The sequence below is a fragment of the Pseudomonas hamedanensis genome (genome assembly GCF_014268595.2).
In the GTDB taxonomy this organism is placed as follows: Bacteria; Pseudomonadota; Gammaproteobacteria; order Pseudomonadales; family Pseudomonadaceae; genus Aquipseudomonas; species Aquipseudomonas hamedanensis.
Genome location: NZ_CP077091.1, coordinates 2,271,834 through 2,297,127, shown reverse-complemented (window position 1 = coordinate 2,297,127; position 25,294 = coordinate 2,271,834). Strand labels below are relative to the sequence as shown.

Below are 25,294 nucleotides of genomic sequence, written 5' to 3'. Positions count from 1 at the left end.
ATGCAGTCGCTGCTTCAACTGACCGACACCCAGATCAGCACCTGGGTGGCGACGTTCATGCTGCCGCTGTTTCGCGTGGCGTCGATGCTGATGGTCATGCCGGTGTTCGGCACAACCCTGATTCCGCGGCGAGTGCGTCTGTACTTCGCCGTGGCGATCACCGTGGTGATTGTCCCGGGGTTGCCGCCGATGCCGGCCGTCAGCCCTCTTGATCTCAGCGGCTTGCTGCTGATTGCCGAGCAGATTCTGGTCGGCGCGGTGCTCGGTTTTTCCCTGCAGCTGTTTTTCCAGGCGTTCGCGGTGGCCGGGCAGATTGTCGCGATCCAGATGGGGATGGGCTTCGCCTCGATGGTCGACCCGGCCAACGGCGTCTCGGTGGCGGTGATCGGGCAGTTCTTCACCATGCTGGTGACGTTGCTGTTCCTGTCGATGAACGGCCATCTGGTGGTGTTCGAAGTCCTCACCGAAAGCTTCACCACGCTGCCAGTAGGCAGCGGTTTGATGACCGCGCATTACTGGGAACTGGCCGGCAAGCTCGGCTGGATCCTCGGAGCGGCACTGTTGCTGGTGTTGCCGGCAGTGACCGCGCTGCTGGTGGTCAACATCGCGTTTGGTGTGATGACCCGGGCGGCGCCGCAGTTGAACATTTTCTCCATCGGCTTTCCGCTGACCCTGGTGCTCGGGCTGTTTATCGTCTGGGTCGGCCTGGCGGACATTCTAAACCAGTATCAACCGCTGGCCACTGAGGCCTTGCAGTTGCTACGCGAACTGGCACGGGCGCGCTGAGTCATGGCAGAGAGCGAAAGCGGTCAGGACAAAACAGAAGACCCCACGGAGAAACGAAAAAAGGACTCCCGTGAGAAAGGTGAGATTGCCCGCTCCAAAGAGCTCAACACCCTTGCGGTGATGATGGCCGGTGCCGGTGCGCTGCTGATCTTCGGTGGCATGCTCGCCGAAGAACTGATGGACCTGATGCGCCTGAACTTCACGTTATCGCGCGAAGTGGTCATGGATCAGGGCGCCATGGGCCGGTTTTTATTGCAGTCGGGCCTGATCGCGCTGCTGGCGATTCAGCCGATCATGATCACCTTGTTGCTGGCCGCGCTGATCGGGCCGATTTCTTTGGGGGGCTGGCTGTTCGCCGCCAGCTCCCTGGCGCCCAAATTCAGCCGGATGAACCCGGCGGCAGGCCTCAAGCGGATGTTTTCGTTCAAGGCCGTGGTCGAGTTGCTCAAGGCGCTGGCAAAGTTTCTGATCACCTTGTCGGTGGCCTTGATGGTGTTGTCGGCAGACGTCGATGACCTGTTGCGGATCGCCCATGAACCGCTGGAACAGGCGATCATTCACAGCGTCGTGCTGGTCGGCTGGAGTTCGCTGTGGCTGGCCTGCGGCCTGATCATCATCGCCGCGGTGGACGTGCCGGTGCAGATCTGGGAGAGCATGAAAAAGCTCAAGATGACCAAACAGGAAGTGCGCGACGAGCACAAGGACCAGGAAGGTCGGCCAGAGGTCAAACAGCGCATCCGCCAGACCCAGCGCGAAATGTCCCAGCGCCGCATGATGGCGGCAATCCCCGACGCCGACGTGGTCATCACCAACCCGACCCACTACGCCGTGGCGCTCAAGTACGACGCCGAGAAGGGCGGCGCGCCGATGCTGCTGGCCAAGGGCAGCGACTTCCTCGCGCTGAAGATTCGTGAAATCGCCGTCGCCAACAACGTCATGCTCCTCGAATCGCCGGCGCTGGCGCGTTCGATCTACTACTCCACCGAACTCGACGAAGAAATCCCCGGCGGGCTGTACCTGGCGGTTGCTCAGGTGCTGGCCTACGTCTACCAGATCCGCCAGCACCGCGCTGGCAAGGGCAAACGCCCGGATCCGCTGAAGGACGATCTGCCGATTCCGCCGGATTTGCGGCGCGATTCCTGACGTGCCGTTTGTCTGAAAGGCTGCGCTACCTGTTAGATCTGACAGTAGACAGCAGTCTTGCATCGCGCTGCCATAGACGCGGGAATAACCCCGGGGCACCGAGACCACGATCATGGTAGACCGCACCTACAAAAAACTCGAAGGAATGACGCTGAAGTATGTTTCAGGGCTGTTACAGGAAAACCCCAGGGAAAGTTCGATCTTTTACGAGGTTACCTTCGATCTTGGCTTGGACTTCCTCCATTTTGTGAAAATGGCTAATTCTTATATCCCGGGCTACCTGGACAATCCGATCAACGCCATCAGGCCTGAACTGGACGGTATCGCTTACCACTATTCCTACAACTACCTGTTCCGTCACGCCGGGAACATTCACGACAGTGAGGCGTTGTTCAAGGTGTTCGCTTCGCCAGCTTATTATATGAATCAGTGGGGGACGGGGGCGGAGTTGGAGGTGCGTTATGGCGAGCCGGCGTTTAAGGTGGTTCGAGGCAAGCTACGCATCACTGCACGCCAGGATTTCCGGTTGAAGAATGGAAACGCCAGGATCCACATCGAAAATTTGCCGATCATCTCGTTCAACTGGGCGCTTAACCTGATGCTAGGCCATCTGAAAATGCCCATCATCGCTTCGCCAGGCAGCGTGGTGGTGTGTATGTATACAGAGGAAGACGAGGTGGATGTCGGGGGGCGCAAGATGTTCCGGGGGACGCGGTACATGGTGGGTTCGAAGCTCGCCTTCGGCGTAATCAAGCCCGGGCAGATTCTGACGGCGCAGTGACCAGATAAAGCAAAAGATCCCAGCGCAAGGCTGCGATCTTTTGTTTTTTTAGCTGGGAATATCTTCAGCGAAACGTGTTTGGCATGCGCTGAACAAGCGTCCCTTTTGTTAACCGCTGTTATATCTCAATCGTAGGCCACGAAAATTTCGCCGGTCTTGGGATTTACCCTCATTGAACGCAAATGGTTTTTTCCAGTGTCGATTTTCACCACTTGGAACCATGCCCATGAAATGCAGGCGGGTCTTACACCGCTGGGGCGCTGTATTGCCTGTCAGGCAGCCTCGACGGACCTTCAGTGACCACAGGTTTTTGAGTTCGATCAGGATCCAATGTGGGAGCGAGCTTGCTCGCGAAAGCTAACGTTCAATTACCACGCTCGTTGACAGGTACCACTTGAACTCCGCACCACCCGTCGGATTCAGGCCTGCACCTGTCAGATCTGACAGGTGCGCAAGCCCACCATTACGCGTTAACTCACTCCGTCGCCTTTGCCCACGGAGTCAACGCCATGTCCAGCCCCAGCAAGCCCCTCGTCCTCGCGGAACTCGTGATTCCTGGTCGCACCGGCCCGGTATCGATAGATCCTGTGAAAATCTGGGGCATCAACATCGCGGCCGCGCTGGGCAATTTTCCACTTAATGGTCTGCTGTGCCAGGCGGGTCCGTGGGGGAACATGGCGGTTGGCGACAAGTTGACCATCTTCTGGGGCACCGGGCAAAACGTGTGGGTTGAAACCGTCGGCCAGACCGAAGTCAACACGCAACTGAGTATGTTCGTGCCTTCCCGGCACATGATCGATGGACTGTTCGCGGTGTCCTATACGGTCAAGCCCTTGGGCGGCACGGATCAACCGTCCGAAGTCATGCAGGTGCAGGTCAAGCTCACTCGCCCGGGCGGGCACGATGACAACGATGACAGTGGGCATTCCAAGCTGATCATGACGATTCCCAAGGAGATTGCTGACGGCGGTATCGACAAAGAAAACGTGGCCGAGGGCGTGCCGATCACCATCGGCAACAACGATGGCACGCCGCCTTATCCCTTTGCCGCGGCGGGCGATGTTATTCGCATCAGCTGGGGTGGCGTTTTTGTGTTCAGTGAGCCGCTGACCCCGGAACAGGCTGAAGGCAAAGCGCCGAACATCGTGACCATCACCGAAGCCGTCATCCGCGAGGCCGGTGATGCGGACTCTCCCGGCGTGGCCGTGGTGTTCGAGGTATTCGACTGCGTATTCAACCGCTCCGAGGACTGGAGCCCCGAGCAGCGTGTGCCGGTGGCGGTTGATGCGACTCGGCTGGTCGCGCCGTTGCTCAGGGAAACGCTGAACAACGTGCTGGACGTCGACAAGCTGGGCGATGCCGATGGCACCGTGCAGATAATCGCCACAGATACGAGCAAGTTCAAAGTCGGTGACATTGTCTTCATCAGGATCAAGGGCACCCCCGTCGAAGGGCCGCCGATTGACTGGGAACCTTCAGAAGGCGTGAAGTTGACAAGCCTGCCAAGCATTATTGAAACCAAGGCGCCCAACGCCGTGCTGCGCCAGTTGGCCAAATCGCAGATCACCTTGTCTTACCGCCTGGAAAAAGCCGATGCCTCTACCGATTTACGCTCCAAAAGCCAGTTCATTCGCGCCATCGGCGAAATCCAGCGGCTGGCCGCGCCGATCATGCTGGACGAGAACTCCGGGGCGCTGGACCCGACACTGCTGCAAATCAGTCTCGAGATTCCCTTCGACAAATCCTTTGTCGAAGGCCAGGTCCTCAAGATAGTCATGCTCGGCACCACGCCCGGCCTGAAGCCCTACCTGCCTGACCTGCCAACGCGCCCCATCACCCACAACGACATCGTCGAGGCGAAACCGTTGCAGCACAAGATTGACGGCGAGCATCTGACCCCGGTCAACGGTGGCACGGCCGAGTTCTATTACCAGCAACTGATCGCCGCTGCGGTGCTCGCCACACTGGACCCGTTCGAGGCCACCCGGGCCGTTCGCGAGTCGATTCACACCGAGATCCTGCGAGTCGGCGAACCACGCCTGGAACTGCCCGAACCGGTCGTGGCCGGGGTGGTCGACGGCGTCCTGCCCGCCGACACTGCCGGCACCACCTCGACCGTGCAGCACATCGAAACGGTCGCCGGGGATGAAGTGTTCATGTTCTGGATCGGTTCGATCACTGGTGAGTACACCGACTCGATCAAGCTGAACGAGTTCACCGCCGGCAAGGAAGTCCCGTTCAACATCGAAGCCAAGTTGATCAAGGACAATGAAGGCGGAACGGTGATCGCCCGGTACGAAATCAAGCGCACGGCGGGCGGGACGAGTTATGCCGAGCCGCTGGAGTTCAGTGTTGGGATGGCGCTGGACCTGACCTCAGTGAAGGACTCCAAAGACGTCGAGATTCCCAACGCAGGTTCCACCACCTACTACAGCGTGACACTGACCGGTACAGCGGAAAAAGGCCAGAGGGTGCAAGTGTTGGATGGTGACACGCCGAAAGGCGAGCCGACTGTAGACACGGCGACAGGGATCTGGGTATTGCCGGTATACGCCCTCAGTCCAGGACATCACAGTTTTACCGCCAAGGCGCTGTATGGCGCGGGACACACCTCTCAACCACCTCGGACCATTACGGTCGTTGACTACACCTCTTTTGATGGTGGGGATTGGAATGGGTGGCGGCCGGTTAGAACTCAGCTAGTAAATGAAGGGGGTAACTATTTTGTTCGCCTGATTCCGAACAAGGACTCATGGTTTGACGGGATAATTAAAGATTACAGCTACTTAGTAAACGGAAGTAGATACAAAATCAGTTTCAAATTCCGATCAAGCCACGCGGGACACAATATCCTTATATATGCTGGGAGTAAATTTGAGCCTATAGAAATAAGGCAGCCGACAATCGGATGGGAAAGTCACTCTGTGTCGGTTACCTGCAGTGCCTGGGGAGCTAATCCACCGTATCACTTTAGATTTGCCTTTACTCCCGGTGTTGTGGAAGGCGCCTCATATGATTTGGATGATATAAAAATTGAACGCTTGGAATAGTATATAAATATTTATTATTGCTTGATTCTATTGACTTTAAAAAACTGCATCTATTTTTAATGCTTTTATACAAAACTGTTAGGCCTGAGCGGAAACCAGGGACAGGAAAACCAGGGACAGACCAATCGTGGTCTGTCGTTTCATGCTCCGGAAGGCGCACCAGGGTCTTATCGTTAAAACCAAGAAAAAGGGACACCCGTAGCCGGTCACGTCGTCAAGCAACGCTGACTTTATTGAGAAAAAGGTGAGAAAAAGGGGACGGATTTATTTATCCATGCAGGAGTGAGGCTGCTCGCGATAGCGGTCTGTTTGGTTCGAGCGCATCGACTGAGAAATTCTCATCGCGAGCAGGCTCACTCACAGTGAAATGCACTCCAAACGCAGGCCTGAAATGCGAACCAAGGTGGTAGCGAGCTTGCTCGCGAAGAGGCCGGCATGGACACCGAATAATTCAGCCAGCCTGCATCACCCCGGCAACTCCAGATTATCCAGCACCCGGTTCACCGCCAGCTCGCTGAGCATGATCAATTGCGCAATCCCCATCAGTGTCCGGCGTTGCGATGGCTTGACCAGTCCGGCGAATTCCTGGGCGATGGTTTTGGCGCAGGCGAGGGTTTCGCAGGCGTTGGCCAGCAGGTCTTCGTTTTTGGTATCGGCGGTGACGGCATACATTGCGCGGTTGCTACGAGGCGGCGGGGTGGACCCGTGCGGGCAGAGGTAGTGGTCGAGGGCGCGGTCGGCGGCTTGGTGGAGTTTTCTTGAATCGAGGGATTCGTAGGGGGAGGTGGGGTCGGTTTCGGGCGGGTTGGGTGTGGGTTTGATCATGGTGAAGCTCCTTGAGAAATGGAGCCGTCAGCCTTCGCTGCTAAACGAAGAGGGTGGCGGCTTTACGCGGGTTAGCAGACCAGGCTCAAGGATCCCGGCGCACCGAAGTGCCCCACGCAAGCCGCCATAAAGAGAGGCGGAGCCAGCGTGCCTTGAAAATTTGCCGAGCTGCTAAACCCGATCACTGAACAATCAGCGACCGACTCACAATAGAACCCGACCCCAAGGCGCACAAGCCGGCGGATTCTGGCTTGGCTGTAGGTAATGGCGCAAGGATTTGTAGCCTTGAGACCGTGTCAGCAGGTGTCTTTTAAACAGCTTCGTTTAAATCAAAAAATTGCGTCGGACCTGATGGCCTCTTCGCGAGCAGGCTCGCTCCCACAAGGGGCTGCGTTCCAAATGTGAGGGTGAAATGCAAACCAAATGTAGGAGTGAGCCTGCTCGCGATAGCGGAGTGTCAGTTGACGAATTTGTTGGATGACACACCGCTATCGCGAGCAGGCTCACTCCTACAGGGGCGTGTTCATCCACCCGCTATTTCATTCCTCGGCAAAAGTTGGAAGGCTTCTTGCAATAGCCGCCCTGCGCCCGTTCGGGGCGTCAAAAGTTTGCTTTAAAGGAACGGGGAAAACCGGTGGATCGCTCTCAGTTAATCAACACTGCTCGCACAAACGTTGCCGACCTCAGCCGGGGCAATCTGGGCGTGCCGTTGCTGCTGTTGGTCATGTTGGCGATGATGATGTTGCCGATTCCGCCGTTCCTGCTGGACGTGTTTTTCACGTTTAACATTGCCCTGTCCATCGTCGTTCTGCTGGTCTGCGTGTACGCGCTGCGGCCGCTGGATTTCGCCGTGTTCCCGACGATTCTGCTGGTGGCAACGCTGATGCGTCTGGCGCTGAACGTAGCGTCTACGCGCGTGGTAATGCTCCACGGTCAGGACGGCCACGCCGCCGCCGGTAAGGTGATTCAGGCCTTCGGTGAGGTGGTGATCGGCGGTAACTACGTGGTCGGTATCGTGGTGTTCGCGATTCTGATGATCATCAACTTCGTCGTGGTGACCAAGGGCGCCGGGCGGATTTCCGAGGTGAGCGCGCGTTTCACCCTCGATGCGATGCCCGGCAAACAAATGGCGATCGACGCCGACCTCAACGCCGGTCTGATTGATCAGAACCAGGCCAAGTCTCGCCGTCAGGAAGTCGCCCAAGAGGCTGAGTTCTACGGTTCGATGGACGGTGCCAGCAAGTTCGTCCGTGGTGACGCCATCGCCGGTCTGTTGATTCTGTTCATCAACCTTATCGGCGGCATGGCCGTTGGTATCTTCCAGCATGGCATGACCTTCGGCGATGCCGGCCGGGTTTACGCTTTGTTGACCATCGGTGACGGTTTAGTGGCGCAATTGCCATCACTGTTGTTATCAACAGCGGCAGCGATCATGGTGACCCGTGCTTCCGGCTCGGAAGACATGGGTAAACAGATCAACCGCCAAATGTTCGCCTCGCCCAAAGCGCTGGCGGTGGCGGCTGGTTTGATGGCGGTGATGGGCCTTGTGCCGGGCATGCCACACTTTTCCTTCCTGAGCATGGCTGCGCTGGCCGCCGGTGGTGCGTACCTGTTCTGGAAAAAGCAGAACGTCGCCAAGGTCGTTGCGCTGGAAGAGGTCAAGCGTCAGCAGGAGCTGCTGCCATCGCCGGCCCGCGCCATGGAAACCAAAGAGCTGGGCTGGGATGACGTGACGCCGATCGACATGATCGGCCTGGAAGTCGGCTATCGCCTGATCCCGCTGGTCGATCGCAACCAGGGCGGGCAATTGCTCGCGCGGATCAAGGGCGTGCGCAAGAAGCTCTCGCAGGATCTGGGCTTCCTGATGCCGACCGTGCACATCCGCGACAACCTCGACCTGGCGCCAAGCGCCTATCGCCTGACGCTGATGGGTGTGATCCTGGCCGAAGCCGAAATTTATCCAGACCGAGAATTGGCGATCAACCCGGGGCAGGTCTACGGCACGCTCAACGGCATCAACGCCAAAGATCCGGCTTTCGGACTGGAGGCGGTGTGGATCGAAATCAGCCAGCGCGCCCAGGCGCAATCGCTCGGCTACACCGTGGTCGACGCCAGCACCGTGGTCGCCACGCACTTGAACCAGATTCTGTACAAGCACTCCAGTGAGCTGATCGGCCACGAAGAAGTGCAGCAACTCATGCAGTTGCTGGCCAAAAGCTCGCCGAAACTGGCTGAAGAGCTGGTGCCGGGCGTGGTCTCTCTGTCGCAGTTGCTCAAAGTGCTGCAAGCGCTGCTCGCTGAGCACGTGCCGGTGCGCGACATTCGCAGCATCGCCGAAGCCATCGCCAACAACGCCGCCAAGAGTCAAGATACCGCCGCGTTGGTGGCCGCTGTACGGGTTGGCGTATCCCGCGCCATCGTCCAAAGCATTGTAGGCACTGAGTCCGAGCTGCCTGTGATCACATTGGAACCAAGGTTGGAACAGATATTGCTCAATAGTCTGCAGAAGGCAGGACAAGGCTCGGAAGAGGGCGTTCTGCTGGAGCCAAGCATGGCCGAGAAGCTGCAACGTTCGCTCATCGAAGCGGCGCAGCGTCAGGAAATGCAAGGGCAGCCGGTGATCCTGTTGGTCGCCGGCCCGATACGCGCGATGCTCTCGCGTTTTGGCCGCCTCGCCGTCCCCGGACTGCATGTGCTGGCCTACCAGGAAATACCGGACAACAAGCAAGTGACCATCGTTGCGACAGTAGGGCCCAACGGCTGAGGTAGTGGTTTATGCAAGTTAAGCGTTTTTTCGCCGCCGATATGCGTCAGGCCATGAAGCTGGTTCGTGATGAGCTGGGCGCTGATGCCGCCATCATTGGCAACCGCCGCATTGCCGGCGGCGTCGAGCTGACGGCGGCGCTGGATTACAAACTCTCGGCACTGACGCCGCGGGTGCCGAACATGGAACTCGAAGACGAGTTGCGCAAGACCCAGTCGCGCATCGTCACCGCCCAGGCCGAATTGAGCATGCGCGGCGAAGCCGACGGCAACACCAATCGTCAGTTGTTCGCCGGGCTGCCTTTGACGGCGGGCCTGCCGCTGACCGCTGCCGAGCCGTTGAGCGAGCCGACCTACGCCGCACCGGCGCGTCCTGCTCCGGCGCCTGCGCAAGCCTCCGCCGGGGTTGATCCTCGTGCGCTGGATTCGATGCGTTTCGAATTGAACAGCCTGCGCGAGTTGATGGAAGTGCAGCTCGGCACGCTGGCCTGGAATCAGCTGCAAGGCAGCCGTCCGGCCCAGGCCAATCTGTATCGCCGCTTGCAACGCATCGGTCTGTCCGGTCCGTTGTCCCGCGACTTGCTGGCAATGATCACCGATATCGAAGAACCGCGTCAGGCCTGGCGCATGCTGCTGGCGCACCTGGCACGGATGATTGCCGTGCCGGAAGTCGAGCCGCTGGAAGAGGGCGGGGTGATTGCGATGGTCGGCCCTGCCGGCATGGGCAAGACCACCACGCTGGCCAAACTCGCCGCACGCTACGTGCTCAAGTACGGCGCGCAGAACGTCGCGCTGGTGAGCATGGACAGCTTCCGTATCGGTGCGCAGGAACAACTGAAAACCCTCGGCCGCATTCTCAATGTACCGGTGACCCACGTCGATCCGGGTCAGTCGCTGGTTCAGGCTTTGGATCCATTGCTGCGCAAACGCGTGGTTTTGATCGATACTGCAGGTCTGCAAGCCAGTGATCCGGCGTTGCGCATGCAGCTTGAGAGCCTGGCCGGGCGTGGTATTCGCTCAAAAAATTATCTGGTATTGGCAACCACCAGCCAGAAACAGGTTCTAACGGCCGCTTATCACAGCTACAAGCGTTGCGGGCTGGCCGGCTGCATTCTGACTAAACTGGATGAAACGGCCAGTCTTGGTGAAGTGTTGAGCCTGGCGATCAGTCATGAATTGCCGGTCGCGTACCTGACCGATGGCCCACGGATTCCGGATGATCTGCATCTGCCGCGCCGTCATCAATTGGTCAGCCGTGCCGTCAGCGTGCAAATGCAGGAAGAACCCAGCGAAGAAGCCATGGCTGACATGTTCGCTGATATCTATCACAGCCCGACCAAGCAGGTTGGCTGAGGTAATCATGAACAGTTTTTGTACCTACATCGATGGTCTGCCACGCATTGTTCCGATCGGGAACGCGCAGCCAGTAATGTGGCCTCCGTCTATGCAAGACAAGGTAAAGAAATAACATGGGCAGCATGCATCCCGTACAGGTGATCGCGGTGACCGGCGGCAAAGGTGGCGTCGGCAAGACTAACGTGTCAGTGAACTTGTCGCTGGCGCTGGCAGAGCTTGGCCGTCGGGTCATGCTGCTGGACGCCGACCTGGGCCTGGCGAACGTCGACGTCCTGCTGGGGCTGACACCCAAGCGCACGCTGGCCGATGTGATCGAAGGCCGTTGCGAACTGCGCGACGTGCTGTTGCAGGGCCCGGGCGGGATCCGCATCGTGCCGGCCGCTTCCGGCACCCAGAGCATGGTGCACCTGAGCCCGGCGCAACATGCCGGCCTGATTCAGGCGTTCAGCGACATTGGCGACAATCTCGACGTGCTGGTGATCGACACCGCAGCCGGTATCGGTGACTCGGTCGTCAGTTTCGTCCGCGCCGCCCAGGAAGTGTTGCTGGTGGTCTGCGACGAGCCGACCTCGATCACCGACGCCTACGCACTGATCAAATTACTCAACCGCGATTACGGCATGAACCGCTTCCGCGTCCTGGCCAACATGGCGCAGAGCCCGCAGGAAGGGCGCAACCTGTTCGCCAAGTTGACCAAGGTCACGGACCGCTTCCTTGACGTCGCCCTACAATACGTCGGCGCCGTACCTTATGACGAAAGCGTGCGCAAGGCCGTGCAGAAGCAGCGTGCGGTCTATGAAGCGTTTCCGCGTTCCAAGTGCGCCCTGGCTTTCAAGGCGATTGCGCAGAAAGTCGACACCTGGCCGTTGCCGGCCAACCCGCGAGGCCACCTCGAATTTTTCGTCGAGCGCCTCGTGCAGCAAACCGCAGGGCCCGTGTTATGACCGCCAGTGGCATGAATCTGTACAAGAAGTCGGCGCGTGACGCGCAGTACGAGTTGATCGAGCGTTACGCGCCACTGGTCAAACGCATCGCCTACCACTTGCTGGCGCGATTGCCGGCCAGTGTTCAGGTGGAAGACCTGATCCAGGCCGGGATGATCGGCCTGCTTGAAGTCTCGACCAAATACGACGCCAGCAAGGGCGCCAGTTTCGAAACGTACGCGGGCATTCGAATCCGCGGCGCGATGCTCGACGAAGTGCGCAAAGGGGACTGGGCGCCACGCTCGGTTCACCGCAATACCCGTATGGTCAGCGACGCGATTCGCTCAATTGAAGCTAAAACCGGCCGTGATGCTAAAGATCACGAGGTTGCGGCCGAACTCCAATTGAGTCTCGACGATTATTACGGGATTTTGAATGACACCTTGGGCAGCCGCCTGTTCAGTTTCGACGACCTCTTGCAGGACGGCGAACACGAAGGGCTGCATGAGGATGGCGCCAGTGCTCATATGGAGCCGTCACGCGATCTGGAAGATGAACGCTTCCAGGCGGCGCTGGCGGACGCGATTGCCAATTTGCCGGAGCGTGAGCGACTGGTGTTGGCGCTGTACTACGACGAAGAGCTGAACCTCAAGGAGATCGGTGAAGTCCTTGGCGTCAGTGAATCGCGGGTCAGCCAGTTACACAGCCAGTGCGCGGCCCGTTTGCGGGGGCGTTTAGGGGAGTGGCGAGCGCGCTGAAGGCAGTGTGGGGACACTGCGAAACGAGGCTGGTGCGGTGATGAGCGGCGCCGGTCTCGATCCGTTGTGTTCCAGACAAACTTCGAGTGCTACGCCGATTGATTGAAGTGGCGCGTCCAGGTGCTGGGCGCGTTTAAGACTGCTTGGAGGTCGAATTGAACAAAGACATGAAAATCCTCATCGTTGATGACTTCTCAACGATGCGGCGGATCATCAAGAACCTGCTGCGCGATCTTGGGTTCACCAACACCGTCGAGGCCGACGATGGCACCACCGCCATTCCGGTGCTCAACAGCGGCAGCATCGACTTTCTGGTAACGGACTGGAACATGCCGGGCATGACCGGTATCGACCTGCTGCGTCACGTGCGTGCCGATGAAAAACTCAAGCATCTCCCCGTGTTGATGGTGACTGCTGAAGCCAAGCGCGAGCAGATCATCGAGGCCGCTCAGGCCGGCGTGAACGGTTACGTGGTCAAACCTTTCACGGCTCAGGCGCTGAAAGACAAAATCGAGAAGATTTTCGAACGCATCGGCTGATGAATGCGCGGGGGAGCTATGGAGCATAACGAATCTTCACAGGGCGATTTTGAATCGACCCTGAAAAAACACGCGGTCGAACTGGTCGAAAGCCTTGAAAAAGGCAGGTTCGGCGACGCGGTGCAACTGATCCATGAGCTCAATCAGACCCGTGACCGCGGCCTGTATCAGGAAGTGGGCAAGCTCACACGTGAACTGCACAGTGCGATCGTCAATTTCCAGATTGATCCGCACATGCCGCAGGCCGAGGAAGTGTCGCAAATCACCGACGCCACCGAACGCCTGGGCTACGTGGTCAAACTGACGGAGGCCGCGGCCAACCGCACCATGGATCTGGTGGAAAGCGCCACGCCGGTGGTCAACAGTCTGGCGGATGAAGCGCAGACGTTGAGTGCCGATTGGGGGCGCTTCATGCGTCGCGAGGTCGGGGCTGAAGAGTTCCGCGAACTGGCGCGCCGGGTCGACGGTTTTCTGTCACGCAGCAGCACGGACAACCGTGCGGTGTCGAGCAATCTCAACGACATCCTGCTGGCCCAGGATTACCAGGACCTCACCGGTCAGGTGATCAAGCGCGTGACCCAACTGGTCACCGAAGTCGAAAGCAATCTGCTCAAACTCGTGCTCATGGCCAGTCAGGTTGACCGCTTTGCGGGCATCGAACATGACCGCGCCGCAATGCTCGCCGAAAAAGATCCACAAAAACATCTCTCGCAGGGTGAAGGTCCGCAGATTCATGCCGATAAACGAGAAGACGTTGTGTCCGGTCAGGACGATGTGGACGATTTGCTATCCAGTCTTGGATTTTGATGTTTTAGGTTTTTAGACCTGTTAGGAGCACCCCATTAATGAGCTTCGGCGCCGATGAAGAGATCCTTCAGGATTTCCTGGTTGAGGCCGGCGAGATTCTTGAGCAACTGTCCGAACAACTGGTCGAGCTGGAAAGCCGTCCGGATGATGCAGATCTGCTCAATGCAATTTTTCGCGGTTTCCACACTGTAAAAGGGGGCGCCGGCTTCCTTCAGCTCAATGAGCTGGTGGAGTGCTGTCACATCGCCGAAAACGTGTTCGACATCCTGCGCAAGGGTGAGCGTCGCGTTGATGCAGAACTGATGGACGTTGTACTCGAAGCACTGGACGCGGTGAACAGCATGTTCAGCGAAGTCCGTGAGCGCGCACCGATTACTGCCGCAACGCCAGAATTGTTGGCCGCGCTGGCACGTCTGGCCGAGCCGCAAACGGCCGATGAAGCCCCGGCTTCGCCGGTGGCCGAGATGATCGAAGAACTGGTCGTCGAAGGCGACTCGGGCGACATCACCGACAACGAATTCGAACAACTGCTGGACTCGCTAAATGCCGTCAAGGCCCAGGCCGAGGCACCGGCGGCTGTTGTTGCGCCGGTTGCTGCGCAAGCGGCCAGCGATGAGATCACCGATGCCGAGTTCGAATCGCTGCTTGATCAACTGCACGGCAAAGGCCAGTTCGCCGTCGATGCGGTGGCCCCGGCGGCGGCTCCGGCAGCACCTGCCAAGGGCGACAGCTCGGACATCACCGATGACGAATTCGAAGCACTGCTCGATCAGTTGCACGGCAAGGGCAACTTCGCCGTCGACGCGCTGGAATCGGCGATTGCCTCGGCGCCTGCGCCTGCCGCACCGAAAGCCGCGGCTGCCGGCAGCGATCTGATCAGCGATCACGAATTCGAATCGCTGCTCGACGAATTACACGGCAAAGGCAAGTTTGACGCCGCGGCTGCGACTGCCGGCTCCGCGTCGACCGTCGCCGCGCCGGCTGCCAAAGCACCGGCTGCTGCCGCTGCTGTGCCAAAACCTGCCGCCAAGCCTGAGCCGAAGGCCGAAGCGCCGAAGCCGGCCGCTGCTGCCCCGGCTCCGGCCCGTGCTCCTGCGACACCGCCGCCGGAAAAACCGGCCAGCGAAGCCGAAACCACCGTGCGCGTCGATACCGCGCGTCTCGACGAAATCATGAACATGGTCGGCGAGCTGGTACTGGTGCGTAACCGTCTGGTGCGCCTGGGCCTCAACAGCGGCGACGAAGCCATGTCCAAAGCCGTGTCGAACCTCGACGTGGTCACCGCTGACCTGCAGACCGCCGTGATGAAGACGCGGATGCAGCCAATCAAGAAGGTCTTTGGGCGCTTCCCGCGTCTGGTTCGCGACCTCGCGCGTCAGCTGAAAAAAGAGATCAACCTGGAGCTGGTCGGTGAAGAAACCGACCTCGACAAAAACCTTGTCGAGGCCCTGGCCGACCCGCTGGTCCACTTGGTGCGCAACGCCGTCGACCACGGCATCGAGTCGCCGGAAGAACGCGAAGCGTCGGGCAAGGCCCGTGGCGGTCGTGTGGTGCTGGCGGCCGAGCAGGAAGGCGACCATATTCTGCTGTCGATCTCCGACGACGGCAAAGGCATGGACCCGAACGTGCTGCGTTCAATCGCGGTAAAACGCGGCGTGATGGACAAGGACGCGGCCGATCGCCTGAGCGATACCGAGTGCTACAACCTGATTTTCGCCCCGGGTTTCTCCACCAAGACCGAGATCTCCGACGTGTCCGGCCGTGGTGTCGGCATGGACGTGGTGAAGACCAAGATTTCCCAGCTCAACGGTTCGATCAACATCTACTCGACCAAGGGCCAGGGCTCGAAGATCGTCATCAAGGTGCCGCTGACCCTGGCGATCATGCCGACGCTGATGGTCATGCTCGGCAATCAGGCGTTCGCGTTCCCGCTGGTCAACGTCAACGAAATCTTCCACCTCGACCTGTCGACCACCAACGTTGTCGACGGTCAGGAAGTGGTGATTGTGCGCGACAAGGCGCTGCCATTGTTCTACCTCAAGCGCTGGCTGGTCAGCTCCGCCGCTCACGAAGAGCAGCGTGAAGGCCATGTGGTGATCCTTTCGGTGGGCACTCAGCGGATCGGCTTCGTCGTCGATCAACTGGTCGGCCAGGAAGAAGTGGTCATCAAGCCATTGGGCAAGATGCTCCAGGGGACTCCGGGCATGTCCGGCGCCACCATTACCGGTGACGGCCGCATTGCGTTGATTCTCGATGTTCCAAGCATGCTCAAGCGTTACGCCACAAAGCGTATTTGAATCCGGGGCCGTGCGGCGATAACGCCGCGCCGCACCTAATGGAGTGTTTATGGCAGTCAAAGTCCTGGTGGTGGACGATTCGGGTTTTTTCCGCCGCCGCGTCTCGGAAATTCTTTCAGCGGATCCGAGCATCCAGGTGGTCGGCACCGCAACCAACGGTAAAGAGGCGATCGATCAGGCCCTGGCGCTCAAGCCGGACGTGATCACCATGGACTACGAGATGCCGATGATGGACGGCATCACGGCGGTGCGGCACATCATGCAGCGCTGCCCGACCCCGGTGTTGATGTTCTCCTCGCTGACCCACGAAGGCGCCCGAGTCACCCTCGATGCGCTGGACGCCGGCGCGGTGGATTTCCTGCCGAAGAATTTCGAAGACATCTCGCGCAACCCCGAGAAGGTCAAGCAATTGCTGTGCGAGAAAGTCCACAGCATCTCACGCAGCAACCGTCGTTTCAGTGCCTACAGCGCCCCGGCACCTGCCGCCGCGCCAGCACCGACGTCCGCGCCGACAGCACCGAGCTACAGCAGCCACAGCAACCCTGTTCCGGCACGTTCGGCACCGGCGCCAGCTCCGGCGCGTGCCTCGGCTGCCAGCGCTTCGTCGTCAGCACCAAAACGCAAAGCCTACAAACTGGTTGCCATCGGTACATCAACCGGCGGCCCGGTCGCGCTGCAACGCGTACTGACGCAATTGCCGGCCAACTTCCCGGCGCCGATCGTGCTGATCCAGCACATGCCGGCGGCGTTCACCAAGGCTTTCGCCGAGCGCCTCGACAAGCTCTGCCGCATCAGCGTCAAGGAAGCCGAGGACGGCGACATTCTGCGTCCGGGCCTGGCGCTGCTGGCGCCGGGTGGCAAGCAGATGATGATCGACGGCCGTGGCGCGGTGAAAATCCTGCCGGGTGACGAGCGTCTGAATTACAAGCCATGCGTGGACATCACTTTCGGTTCGGCGGCGAAATCCTACGGCGACAAGGTTCTGGCGGTGGTGCTGACCGGTATGGGCGCCGACGGCCGCGAAGGCGCGCGTCTGCTCAAGCAGGGCGGCAGCGCGGTGTGGGCGCAGGATGAAGCCAGTTGCGTGATCTACGGCATGCCGATGGCCATCGTTAAAGCCGATCTCGCCGACGCGGTGTACAGCCTCGACGATATCGGCAAGCACATTGTCGAGGCGTGTCTCTGATGGATGTTCTAAGCCTCATCGGCATCATCATGGCGTTCGTCGCCATCATCGGCGGCAACTACCTGGAAGGCGGTCACCTCGGCGCGCTGGCCAACGGCCCGGCGGCGCTGATCGTGATCGGCGGCACCGTCGGCGCCGCGCTGCTGCAATCGCCAATGAGCGCGTTCAAGCGCGCCATGCAGATTCTCGCCTGGATCTTCTTCCCGCCGCGTGTGGACCTGGCCGGCGGCATCGACCGCGTGGTCAATTGGAGTCTGACGGCGCGCAAGGAAGGTTTGCTCGGTCTGGAAGGGGTGGCCGATGCCGAGCCCGACAGCTACTCGCGCAAGGGCCTGCAATTGCTGGTTGATGGCGCCGAGCCGGAAGCGATCCGCAGCATTCTCGAAGTGGATTTCTACACCCAGGAAGCCCGCGACATCGAAGCGGCCAAAGTCTTCGAAAGCATGGGCGGCTACGCGCCGACCATCGGCATCATCGGTGCGGTGATGGGCCTGATTCACGTGATGGGCAACCTCGCCGATCCGTCGCAATTGGGCAGCGGCATTGCCGTGGCCTTCGTCGCGACCATTTACGGCGTGGCCAGTGCCAACCTGATCCTGTTGCCGGTGGCGGCCAAGCTCAAGTCCATCGCGTTGCGGCAGTCGCGTTATCGCGAAATGTTGCTGGAAGGAATTCTGTCGATCGCCGAAGGTGAAAACCCTCGTTCCATTGAGTTGAAGCTGCAAGGCTTCATGGACTAAGGGAATAACCTCATGGCTCGTCGTCGTCACCAGGAAGAACACGTCAATCACGAGCGCTGGCTCGTGTCCTACGCGGATTTCATCACCTTGCTGTTCGCGTTCTTCGTGGTGATGTACTCGATTTCGTCGATCAACGAAGGCAAGTACAAAGTCATTTCCGAAGCGCTGATCGGCGTGTTTACCGACTCCGATCGCGCGCTCAAGCCGATCCCGATTGGCGAAGAACGGCCGAAAACCGTGACCCCGGCCAAGCCGTTGGTCAAGGATGCCGAGCAAGTCGACGCCGGGATCGCCGGCGCCAGCGATCCGCTGAAAAGCATCGCTGACGACATCAGTGCTGCATTCGGCGACTTGATCAGCTCCAACCAGATGACCGTGCGTGGCAACGAGTTGTGGGTCGAGATCGAACTCAACTCCAGCCTGTTGTTCGGCAGCGGCGACGCCATGCCGAGCGACATCGCCTTCAGCATCATCGACAAGGTCGCGGCGATTTTGAAACCGTTCGACAACCCGATCCACGTCGAAGGCTTCACGGACGATCAGCCGATCCGCACCGCGCAGTACCCGACCAACTGGGAGCTATCCTCGGCGCGTTCGGCAAGCATCGTGCGCATGCTGGCGATGCAGGGCGTCAATCCTGGTCGACTGGCGTCGGTGGGCTACGGCGAATTCCAGCCAGTGGCGAATAACGCCACGGTTGAAGGCCGGGCGAAGAACCGTCGCGTGGTGCTGGTGGTGTCGCGTAATCTCGACGTGCGCCGCAGCCTCACTGGCACCGGAACCGCCAATGCGCAACCGGACGCCGCGTTGAAGCGTGCTGGCACACAAACTGCACCGACCCCGGTCAAGACGCCGGGACGCGAGAGTGCCGTCAATTCTCCGTCACCCGCATTAACACGCTGAGCCATGTCTCGGTCGAGCATATCGGCCGGGAGGAAAGAACCGAATGAGAGTCTGGGCAGTCGCCAATCAAAAGGGTGGGGTCGGTAAAACCACCTCTTCCATCGCTTTAGCCGGGTTGCTGGCGGAGGCGGGCAAGCGCGTGGTTGTGGTCGATCTCGACCCGCACGGCTCGATGACCAGCTATTTCGGCTACGACCCCGACAGCCTGGAACACAGCAACTACGACCTGTTTCTGCACAAGGGCAGCGTGCCGCAAGGCCTGCCGGGGCAGTTGCTGTTGTCGACCAGCGACGAACGCATTTCCCTGCTGCCATCGAGCACTGCACTGGCCACCCTTGAGCGGCAGTCGCCGGGGCAGAGCGGCCTGGGTCTGGTGATCGCCAAGAGTCTGGCGCAGCTGTGGCAGGACTTCGATTACGCGATCATCGACAGCCCGCCGTTGCTCGGCGTGCTGATGGTCAACGCCCTGGCCGCGAGCCAGCAACTGGTGATCCCGGTGCAGACCGAACACCTGGCCGTCAAAGGCCTGGAACGCATGGTCAACACCCTGGCGATGATCAACCGCTCGCGCAAACAGGCCTTGCCATTCAGTATCGTGCCGACCCTGTTCGATCGCCGCACCCAGGCCTCGATGGGCACCTTGCGGGTGTTGCGCGATAAATTCCCTGACGACATCTGGCACGGCTACATCCCGGTCGACACCCGTCTGCGCGACGCCAGCCGTGCCGGTGTCACGCCTTCGCAATTCGACGGCAAGAGCCGTGGCGTGCTGGCCTATCGCGCGCTGCTCAAGCACCTGCTCGCGCAGCAGCTTGTCCCGCAGGTGGCTTGAGATGATGTCGATCCGATCGCCTATCTGCCCGTTGCACAAACCCTGTGGGAGCGAGCCTGCTCGCGAAGCGGACAACGCGGTTCCCCTGTCTGGCGCCATTGACCGATGAACCGCCCAGTCAAACTCACTTCACGCCCGCAACAGGCCTTGCAGTCTTATCTGGAAGACCTGCTGCAGGACGTGCCTGAAGCGCTGCCGTTGGCGGTCGAGTCGCCGCCGCAAGTCGTGCAGGAGGCGCAGCCCGTAATCGCCGAAAGCACCGAGGCCATGGACGAGTTCCAGGCCGCCGTGCTGGAAGAGCAGGCCCGTGACGCGCAGAAAACCGTCAGTCCGGCTGCCGCGCCCCTCCCGATGGCTGTGACCAAGGCCCCGGTTGCACTGATTGATGAGCCGCGCGCGCCGCTGTCGACTCTGGCACCGCTGCTGCAAACGCAATTGTTGAACGTGCCGGAACCAGAGCCAGAACCAGAACCAGAACCAGAACCGCAAGTAGCGGAACCCCAGGTTCTGGTCCCGCCGCTGGTCGAAGTGCACTTGCCACCGAACAACCCGCCGCCACCGGTGGAAACCGATGGCCGTCCGGCCTGGGCTGCCGAAGCTTTCGAATGCCTGCTGTTCGACGTCGCCGGGCTGACCCTGGCCGTGCCGCTGGTGTGCCTGGGTTCGATCTATTCGCTGGCCGGCCACGAGCTGACGCCGTTGTTCGGTCAGCCAGAGTGGTTCCTCGGGATTCTGCCGAGCCAGGCCGGCAACCTGAAGGTTCTGGACACGGCGCGCTGGGTCATGCCCGATCGTTACCGCGATGACTTCCGTCAGGGCCTGCAATACGTGATTTCGGTACAAGGTTACGAGTGGGGTCTGGCGGTGCATCAGGTCAGCCGCTCGTTGCGTCTGGATCCGAATGAAATCAAATGGAGAAGTCATCGGGGGCAGCGGCCATGGCTCGCCGGCACCGTGATTGAGCACATGTGTGCATTGCTTGATGTCGCCGCACTGGCCGAGTTGATCGCCAGCGGCGGGGCAAAGCACCTGGGCGGCAACAAGCCGCTACATAAACCGACATAGCAGCCGACATAACAATCAGGCGATGGCATTTTTAAGTGCCACCACACAGAACACACACCGCTCAGAGCGGTTTTTTCGAGGGGTCAGGGTATGAGTAGTCAGGCGTCGAATGCAAAAGGTTCTGAAGATCCGATCCTGCAATGGGTGACCTTCAAACTGGATAACGAAACCTACGGCATCAACGTGATGCGCGTGCAGGAAGTGCTGCGCTACACCGAGATCGCGCCGGTGCCGGGTGCGCCGAGCTACGTGCTGGGCATCATCAACTTGCGCGGTAACGTGGTCACCGTGATCGACACCCGTCAGCGCTTCGGCCTGAACAGCGGCGAGATCAGCGACAACACCCGTATCGTCATCATCGAAGCCGATAAGCAGGTCGTCGGGATCATGGTCGACAGCGTGGCCGAAGTGGTTTACCTGCGTCAGTCGGAAATCGAAACCGCACCGAACGTCGGTAATGAAGAATCGGCCAAGTTCATCCAGGGCGTGTGCAACAAGAACAACGAGCTGCTGATTCTGGTCGAACTGGACAAGATGATGAGCGAAGAAGAGTGGTCGGAACTGGAGAGCATCTGATTTGATTCTCGAGGTTGCAGTCATTGTCCTGTTCCTGTTCTGGGCAGGCACGCTGGCGATGTTCGTGTCGTACATCAAGGCGCAGCGAGTGATCGCTGCGCAGCAGGCCCAGGGCGATGCGCTGCGCGATCAGCGCATCAAGGAACTGGCCAAGCGTGTCGACGATTACCAGAACGGTAATGTGCGCATGGGCGAAGCCCTGCACGAGCTGCGTGCGGTGGTCAGTCCGTTGCCGGACAAAATCGTTGCGCTGGAACAGCGCGACCCGTCGACCCTGTCATTCGCCCAGGCGGCAAAACTGGTGGGCATGGGCGCAAGCGTCGATGAACTGACTCAGTCGTGCGGGTTGACCCAGGCTGAGGCGGAGTTGATGCGCAAGTTGCACAAAGGCAGCTAGGAGCTTCAAGCTTCAAGCTTCAAGCTTCAAGCTTCAAGCTTCAAGCTTCAAATGGCAAGCATGATCAAGATCAAGAGATCGCAGCCTTCGGCAGCTCCTACCTCGGGATTCGCGTTTCCCTGTAGGAGCTGCCGAAGGCTGCGATCTTTTGCTTTACGCGTAAAAACCATTCGTCGGGACTGTCAGATCTGACAGTAGATAACGATCAAATGTACCTAACATACTTGAGCTGGATTCCCTTTCGGCGAAGTATGAAGATGAAATATTTTCTCTTTTTGATAATAGGTTTTTCCACTGCTGTTCATGCCATGTCCGGCCAGGCATTGGTGACGGATTTGAACGCCAGGTTTAATAGCAATGTCGCCCAATGTTCGAACGGCGCGCCCGCGTACCATTGTTCCGGGATACTTTTGCGAGCAGTGGACTACAGTGCTTATTTCAAGTTCTGGGAGTATGGTTCAAAGGCTACAGCGCTTGGCTCGGTTGCATTTACTTATATACGTTCTGATGTCGGCAGTATGACATTGAACAGCAACAGGAAAAGCGGTTTCATCCTCAAGGATCAGATTTCGGCGCTGGCCGAAGATAAAGCAGTCAACCTGCGATGTATCTTTCCCTTTCCCACCGAATCACTGGATGACCGGGCAGATCATGGCTGTGGATTTGCACCCAAGGTCGGGGAAGCAGATGTGGATCTGGCGAACTGCGCAAAGTTGGCAGTTCCGGCTGTTACAACTGCGGCCTGGTTGAAAAATTTTCAGGAACACAGCTCCCTGCCAAAAAACCAATGTTCGTTAAGTACCAGAGTCGCCACTCAATTCAAGGCCGGTCTAGAAGCCCACAATATGATTGATGCCACCTGGACGGCGAAACCTACCGAGGTCTTGGTTGAGACCTGGGATGAAAAAATGCCTGAGAAACTCCCTGTCGAGGCGGTGTTTTATGATGCTTCGACACCTGCCAAACTGGTGGATGCCCAAAAGTTTCAGCGGGATTATTATCATGAGACGTCTTTGTTTGTTCCTGTTGTAAAGTTTGATAGACGTGCCGCTAACGGGGTTGTATTCAGTTATAACTCGAACGAACAGCGGCTCGGTCAATTGGTCGCGGAACAGTTGAATATACGTTATTCAAATATTACTGAGGCGTGCGATGGCAAGGCAGCTTTTTTTTGCAGCGGGGTATTGATACGCACAACTAAAGCTACCACCAATTATCACGCTTGGGATCCAAGTCCTACTTCGATTGCTCTCAACGGTGTGGCGTTCTCATACCTGCGCCAAGATATAAAAATGACCAGACTCTACAATGGTGAGGTTGTAGGGTTCATCTTCAAGGCGCTCGACTTAGCTTACAAGGCCGGTTCATACCCTACGCCGGTTCGCTGTTCGTTTCCCAGAGATGCTGCAACTGAACGAAGGGTAATGTCGTGCGGGCACTATGAAAAATACCCGGAGGCGGGGGAGTCTTGTCTTGAAATAGGCGTAAAGACGCTTGCTGAATGGAAAGAGCATTACCACTCACATTATTATAGAGGCTGGTACCAGTGCTCGCTCGGTCCGGAAAAAGAGCAGTTCTCAATATTCCTGAAAGCGCGTGATAATTTTGATTATGCGGCTGACCTTACTCAGCCTAATGAGGTGATTTTGGCTGTCTGGCCTGCAGGTATTCCCAGGAAGTTGCCTTTGGATGCGTTTTTCTATGTGGAAAACTCTGGCGGGCTTGTTGGCGCTAAATTTATGCAGCAGGATTATTTCGAGCAGGCAGGAGATTATCTTCCTGTAATTCGAGTAACTATTAATGCGGGTGTTTTTGTTTTTAGTTTTCACGAGGCGGATCAGGTGGTGGCAAAATAACGGGGGCACGCGGTGGGCGCGATAAATGAGACGTCGAATGAATAGGTGGATTGAAATGAAAGTCTTACTGTTTGCTCTGCTTTGTTGGGTGGCCGACCTTTCGCATGCCATGTCCGGTCAGGCATTGGTGACGGATTTGAACGCCAGATTCAATAGCAATGTCGCCCAATGTTCGAATGGGGCCCCTGCATTCCATTGTTCCGGGATCCTGTTGCGAGCAGTGGACTACAGCACTTATTTCAAGTTCTGGGATTATGGTTCAAAGGCGACGACGCTGGGTTCGGTAGCGTTCACATATATACGTTCTGATGTAGGCAGTACGACATTGAACGGCAACAGGAAAAGCGGTTTCATCCTCAAGGACCAGATTTCGGCGCTGGCCGAAGATAAAGCAGTCAACCTGCGATGTATCTTTCCCTTTCCCACCGAATCACTGGATGACCGGGCAGATCATGGCTGTGGATTTGCACCCAAGGTCGGGGAAGCAGATGTGGATCTGGCGAACTGCGCAAAGTTGGCAGTTCCCGCTGTTACAGCTGCGGCCTGGTTGAAAAACTTTCAGGAGCACAGCTCACTGCCAAAAAATCAATGTTCGTTAAGTACCAGGGTCGCCACTCAATTCAAGGCCAGTCTTGAAGCCCATAATAGGGTGGATGCCACCTGGACGGCGAAACCCACTGAGGTCTTGATTGAGACCTGGGATGAAAACAAGCCTGAGAAACTCCCTGTCGAGGCGGTGTTTTATGATGCTGCGACACCCGCCAAACTGGTGGATGCCCAAAAGTTTCAGCGTGATTATTATCTCGAGACCTCTTTGTTTGTGCCTGTTGTAAAAATCAATATGCTCGCAGCTAACGGCGACATATTTATTTATGACGCAAGCGAGCAACGGTTCGGCCAATTGGTCGCTGAAAGACTGAATAGTAGATATAACAATTTTTCATACAATTGTAGCGGCAAGCCAGCCTATTATTGCAGCGGTGTCATTGTCCGTACGACCGGTGCGAAGCCTTCCTACCATTCCTGGAATCCCAGCCCCACCGCAGTTCAAAAAGAAGGCGTTCCATTTTCCTTTCTGCGTAAGGACCTAGGGATTACTACCTTGGCTTGGGGAGATCTTCATGGGTTTATTTTCAAGGATTTTGCAACGGCTGAGCGACTGGGGACGTATCCGATTAGCCTTCTGTGCTCGTTTCCCATCGATGGTGTCAGTTGGTACCGAAACGGTTTAGGAGGTTGCGGCCCACACGAGTCTTATCCTACGAGCAGTCGCTCTTGTCCAGAGGAAGGTGTTAACACTATGGGTCAGTGGAAAACCCATTTTTACTCGGTGGCCGGGTCGAATCTAAATCGAGCAAAGCATCAGTGTGGATTTACTTCAGCTGTTGAGCAGTTTGCTAGTAGTCTTGAAGCCCGAGCTAATTTTGAGTCGCCGGATGATGAGAGGGCGCAACATAATGAAGTAATTCTCTCCCTGTGGCCCCAAGATATTCCAAAGCAGTTACCGCTTTACGCATTCTTCTATCTTCTGCGTCAGGACGGTGGTTCGGGTGTGACGGGGGCAAAGTACATGCAGCAGGATTATTTCAATGTGACGGGCGAGGTACTTCCGGTTATCAGAGTGGACCTGGCTCCCGATACGATTTCGGCGTTCAGTTATCACGAGAGTGATCAAGTGGTGGCGCTGATAAGGCGGTGACTGAAGCTGTTT

At 58.1% G+C, this 25,294-nt stretch carries 21 protein-coding genes; 20 read left to right on the top strand and 1 reads right to left on the bottom strand.

Going from position 1 to position 25,294, the window contains the following annotated elements; all coding sequences use genetic code 11:
• From fliR to HU739_RS09835, 4 genes are all read left to right on the top strand, one after another.
• Positions 1–786, top strand: coding sequence for a flagellar biosynthetic protein FliR (gene fliR / locus HU739_RS09850; RefSeq protein WP_186550682.1), 786 nt, complete (start codon positions 1–3; stop codon positions 784–786).
• A 3-nt stretch (positions 787–789) separates the two neighbouring features.
• Positions 790–1,929, top strand: coding sequence for a flagellar biosynthesis protein FlhB (flhB, locus tag HU739_RS09845; RefSeq protein WP_186550680.1), 1,140 nt, complete (start codon positions 790–792; stop codon positions 1,927–1,929).
• Positions 1,930–2,041: 112 nt separating this feature from the next.
• Positions 2,042–2,710, top strand: coding sequence for a hypothetical protein (locus HU739_RS09840; RefSeq protein WP_186550678.1), 669 nt, complete (start codon positions 2,042–2,044; stop codon positions 2,708–2,710).
• 509 nt (positions 2,711–3,219) lie between these two features.
• Positions 3,220–5,760, top strand: coding sequence for a hypothetical protein (locus tag HU739_RS09835; RefSeq protein WP_217844311.1), 2,541 nt, complete (start codon positions 3,220–3,222; stop codon positions 5,758–5,760).
• A gap of 465 nt (positions 5,761–6,225) precedes the next feature.
• Here the strand turns inward: HU739_RS09835 and HU739_RS09830 are convergent, their stop codons facing one another.
• Entirely contained in the window at positions 6,226–6,585 is a 360-nt protein-coding gene (locus tag HU739_RS09830) for a DUF6124 family protein (RefSeq protein WP_186552036.1), read from the bottom strand.
• A 634-nt stretch (positions 6,586–7,219) separates the two neighbouring features.
• Between HU739_RS09830 and flhA the strand changes: the two genes are divergently transcribed.
• The 16 genes from flhA (at position 7,220) to HU739_RS09750 (ending at position 25,282) form a co-directional block, all read left to right on the top strand.
• Positions 7,220–9,349, top strand: a complete 2,130-nt coding sequence (gene flhA, locus HU739_RS09825) for a flagellar biosynthesis protein FlhA (protein ID WP_186552037.1) — start codon at positions 7,220–7,222, stop codon at positions 9,347–9,349.
• An 11-nt stretch (positions 9,350–9,360) separates the two neighbouring features.
• A complete protein-coding gene (flhF, locus tag HU739_RS09820) occupies positions 9,361–10,701 on the top strand; it encodes a flagellar biosynthesis protein FlhF (RefSeq protein WP_186552038.1) in 1,341 nt (446 codons plus the stop codon).
• A 116-nt stretch (positions 10,702–10,817) separates the two neighbouring features.
• Positions 10,818–11,648 (top strand): flagellar synthesis regulator FleN, encoded by an 831-nt coding sequence (gene fleN, locus HU739_RS09815; RefSeq protein ID WP_003222917.1) that lies wholly within the window; start codon positions 10,818–10,820, stop codon positions 11,646–11,648.
• On the top strand, positions 11,645–12,385 hold the full coding sequence (gene fliA, locus HU739_RS09810; RefSeq protein ID WP_016771059.1) for an RNA polymerase sigma factor FliA: 741 nt from the start codon (positions 11,645–11,647) through the stop codon (positions 12,383–12,385). The genes fleN and fliA overlap by 4 nt, the downstream gene beginning before the upstream one ends.
• A 167-nt stretch (positions 12,386–12,552) precedes the next feature.
• Complete coding sequence (locus HU739_RS09805; protein WP_024012118.1) at positions 12,553–12,924, top strand: chemotaxis response regulator CheY; 372 nt, start codon at positions 12,553–12,555, stop codon at positions 12,922–12,924.
• Positions 12,925–12,942: 18 nt separating this feature from the next.
• Positions 12,943–13,731 carry a protein phosphatase CheZ gene (locus HU739_RS09800; protein WP_042607546.1) on the top strand — a complete coding sequence of 263 codons (789 nt, stop codon included), beginning with the start codon at positions 12,943–12,945 and terminating at the stop codon, positions 13,729–13,731.
• 38 nt (positions 13,732–13,769) lie between these two features.
• Complete coding sequence (locus HU739_RS09795) at positions 13,770–16,028, top strand: chemotaxis protein CheA (RefSeq protein WP_186552039.1); 2,259 nt, start codon at positions 13,770–13,772, stop codon at positions 16,026–16,028.
• Between the two features lie 49 nt (positions 16,029–16,077).
• Positions 16,078–17,214 carry a protein-glutamate methylesterase/protein-glutamine glutaminase gene (locus HU739_RS09790; protein ID WP_186552040.1) on the top strand — a complete coding sequence of 379 codons (1,137 nt, stop codon included), beginning with the start codon at positions 16,078–16,080 and terminating at the stop codon, positions 17,212–17,214.
• Positions 17,214–17,954 (top strand): flagellar motor protein, encoded by a 741-nt coding sequence (locus HU739_RS09785; RefSeq protein WP_186552041.1) that lies wholly within the window; start codon positions 17,214–17,216, stop codon positions 17,952–17,954. Before HU739_RS09790 ends, HU739_RS09785 begins: the two co-directional genes overlap by 1 nt.
• Positions 17,955–17,966: 12 nt before the next feature.
• Positions 17,967–18,857, top strand: coding sequence for a flagellar motor protein MotD (gene motD, locus HU739_RS09780; protein WP_186552042.1), 891 nt, complete (start codon positions 17,967–17,969; stop codon positions 18,855–18,857).
• A gap of 43 nt (positions 18,858–18,900) precedes the next feature.
• The gene (locus HU739_RS09775) at positions 18,901–19,689 is read left to right on the top strand and encodes a ParA family protein (protein ID WP_186552043.1); all 789 of its coding nucleotides are present in this window, start codon (positions 18,901–18,903) and stop codon (positions 19,687–19,689) included.
• A gap of 105 nt (positions 19,690–19,794) precedes the next feature.
• Positions 19,795–20,754 carry a CheW domain-containing protein gene (locus HU739_RS09770; RefSeq protein WP_186552044.1) on the top strand — a complete coding sequence of 320 codons (960 nt, stop codon included), beginning with the start codon at positions 19,795–19,797 and terminating at the stop codon, positions 20,752–20,754.
• A gap of 90 nt (positions 20,755–20,844) precedes the next feature.
• Positions 20,845–21,330 carry a chemotaxis protein CheW gene (locus tag HU739_RS09765; RefSeq protein WP_186552045.1) on the top strand — a complete coding sequence of 162 codons (486 nt, stop codon included), beginning with the start codon at positions 20,845–20,847 and terminating at the stop codon, positions 21,328–21,330.
• 1 nt (position 21,331) lies between these two features.
• Positions 21,332–21,727, top strand: a complete 396-nt coding sequence (locus tag HU739_RS09760; RefSeq protein WP_186552046.1) for a DUF2802 domain-containing protein — start codon at positions 21,332–21,334, stop codon at positions 21,725–21,727.
• A gap of 257 nt (positions 21,728–21,984) precedes the next feature.
• A complete protein-coding gene (locus HU739_RS09755) occupies positions 21,985–23,583 on the top strand; it encodes a hypothetical protein (RefSeq protein ID WP_186552047.1) in 1,599 nt (532 codons plus the stop codon).
• A 55-nt stretch (positions 23,584–23,638) separates the two neighbouring features.
• Entirely contained in the window at positions 23,639–25,282 is a 1,644-nt protein-coding gene (locus tag HU739_RS09750; RefSeq protein WP_186552048.1) for a hypothetical protein, read from the top strand.
• Positions 25,283–25,294 lie beyond the last annotated feature (12 nt).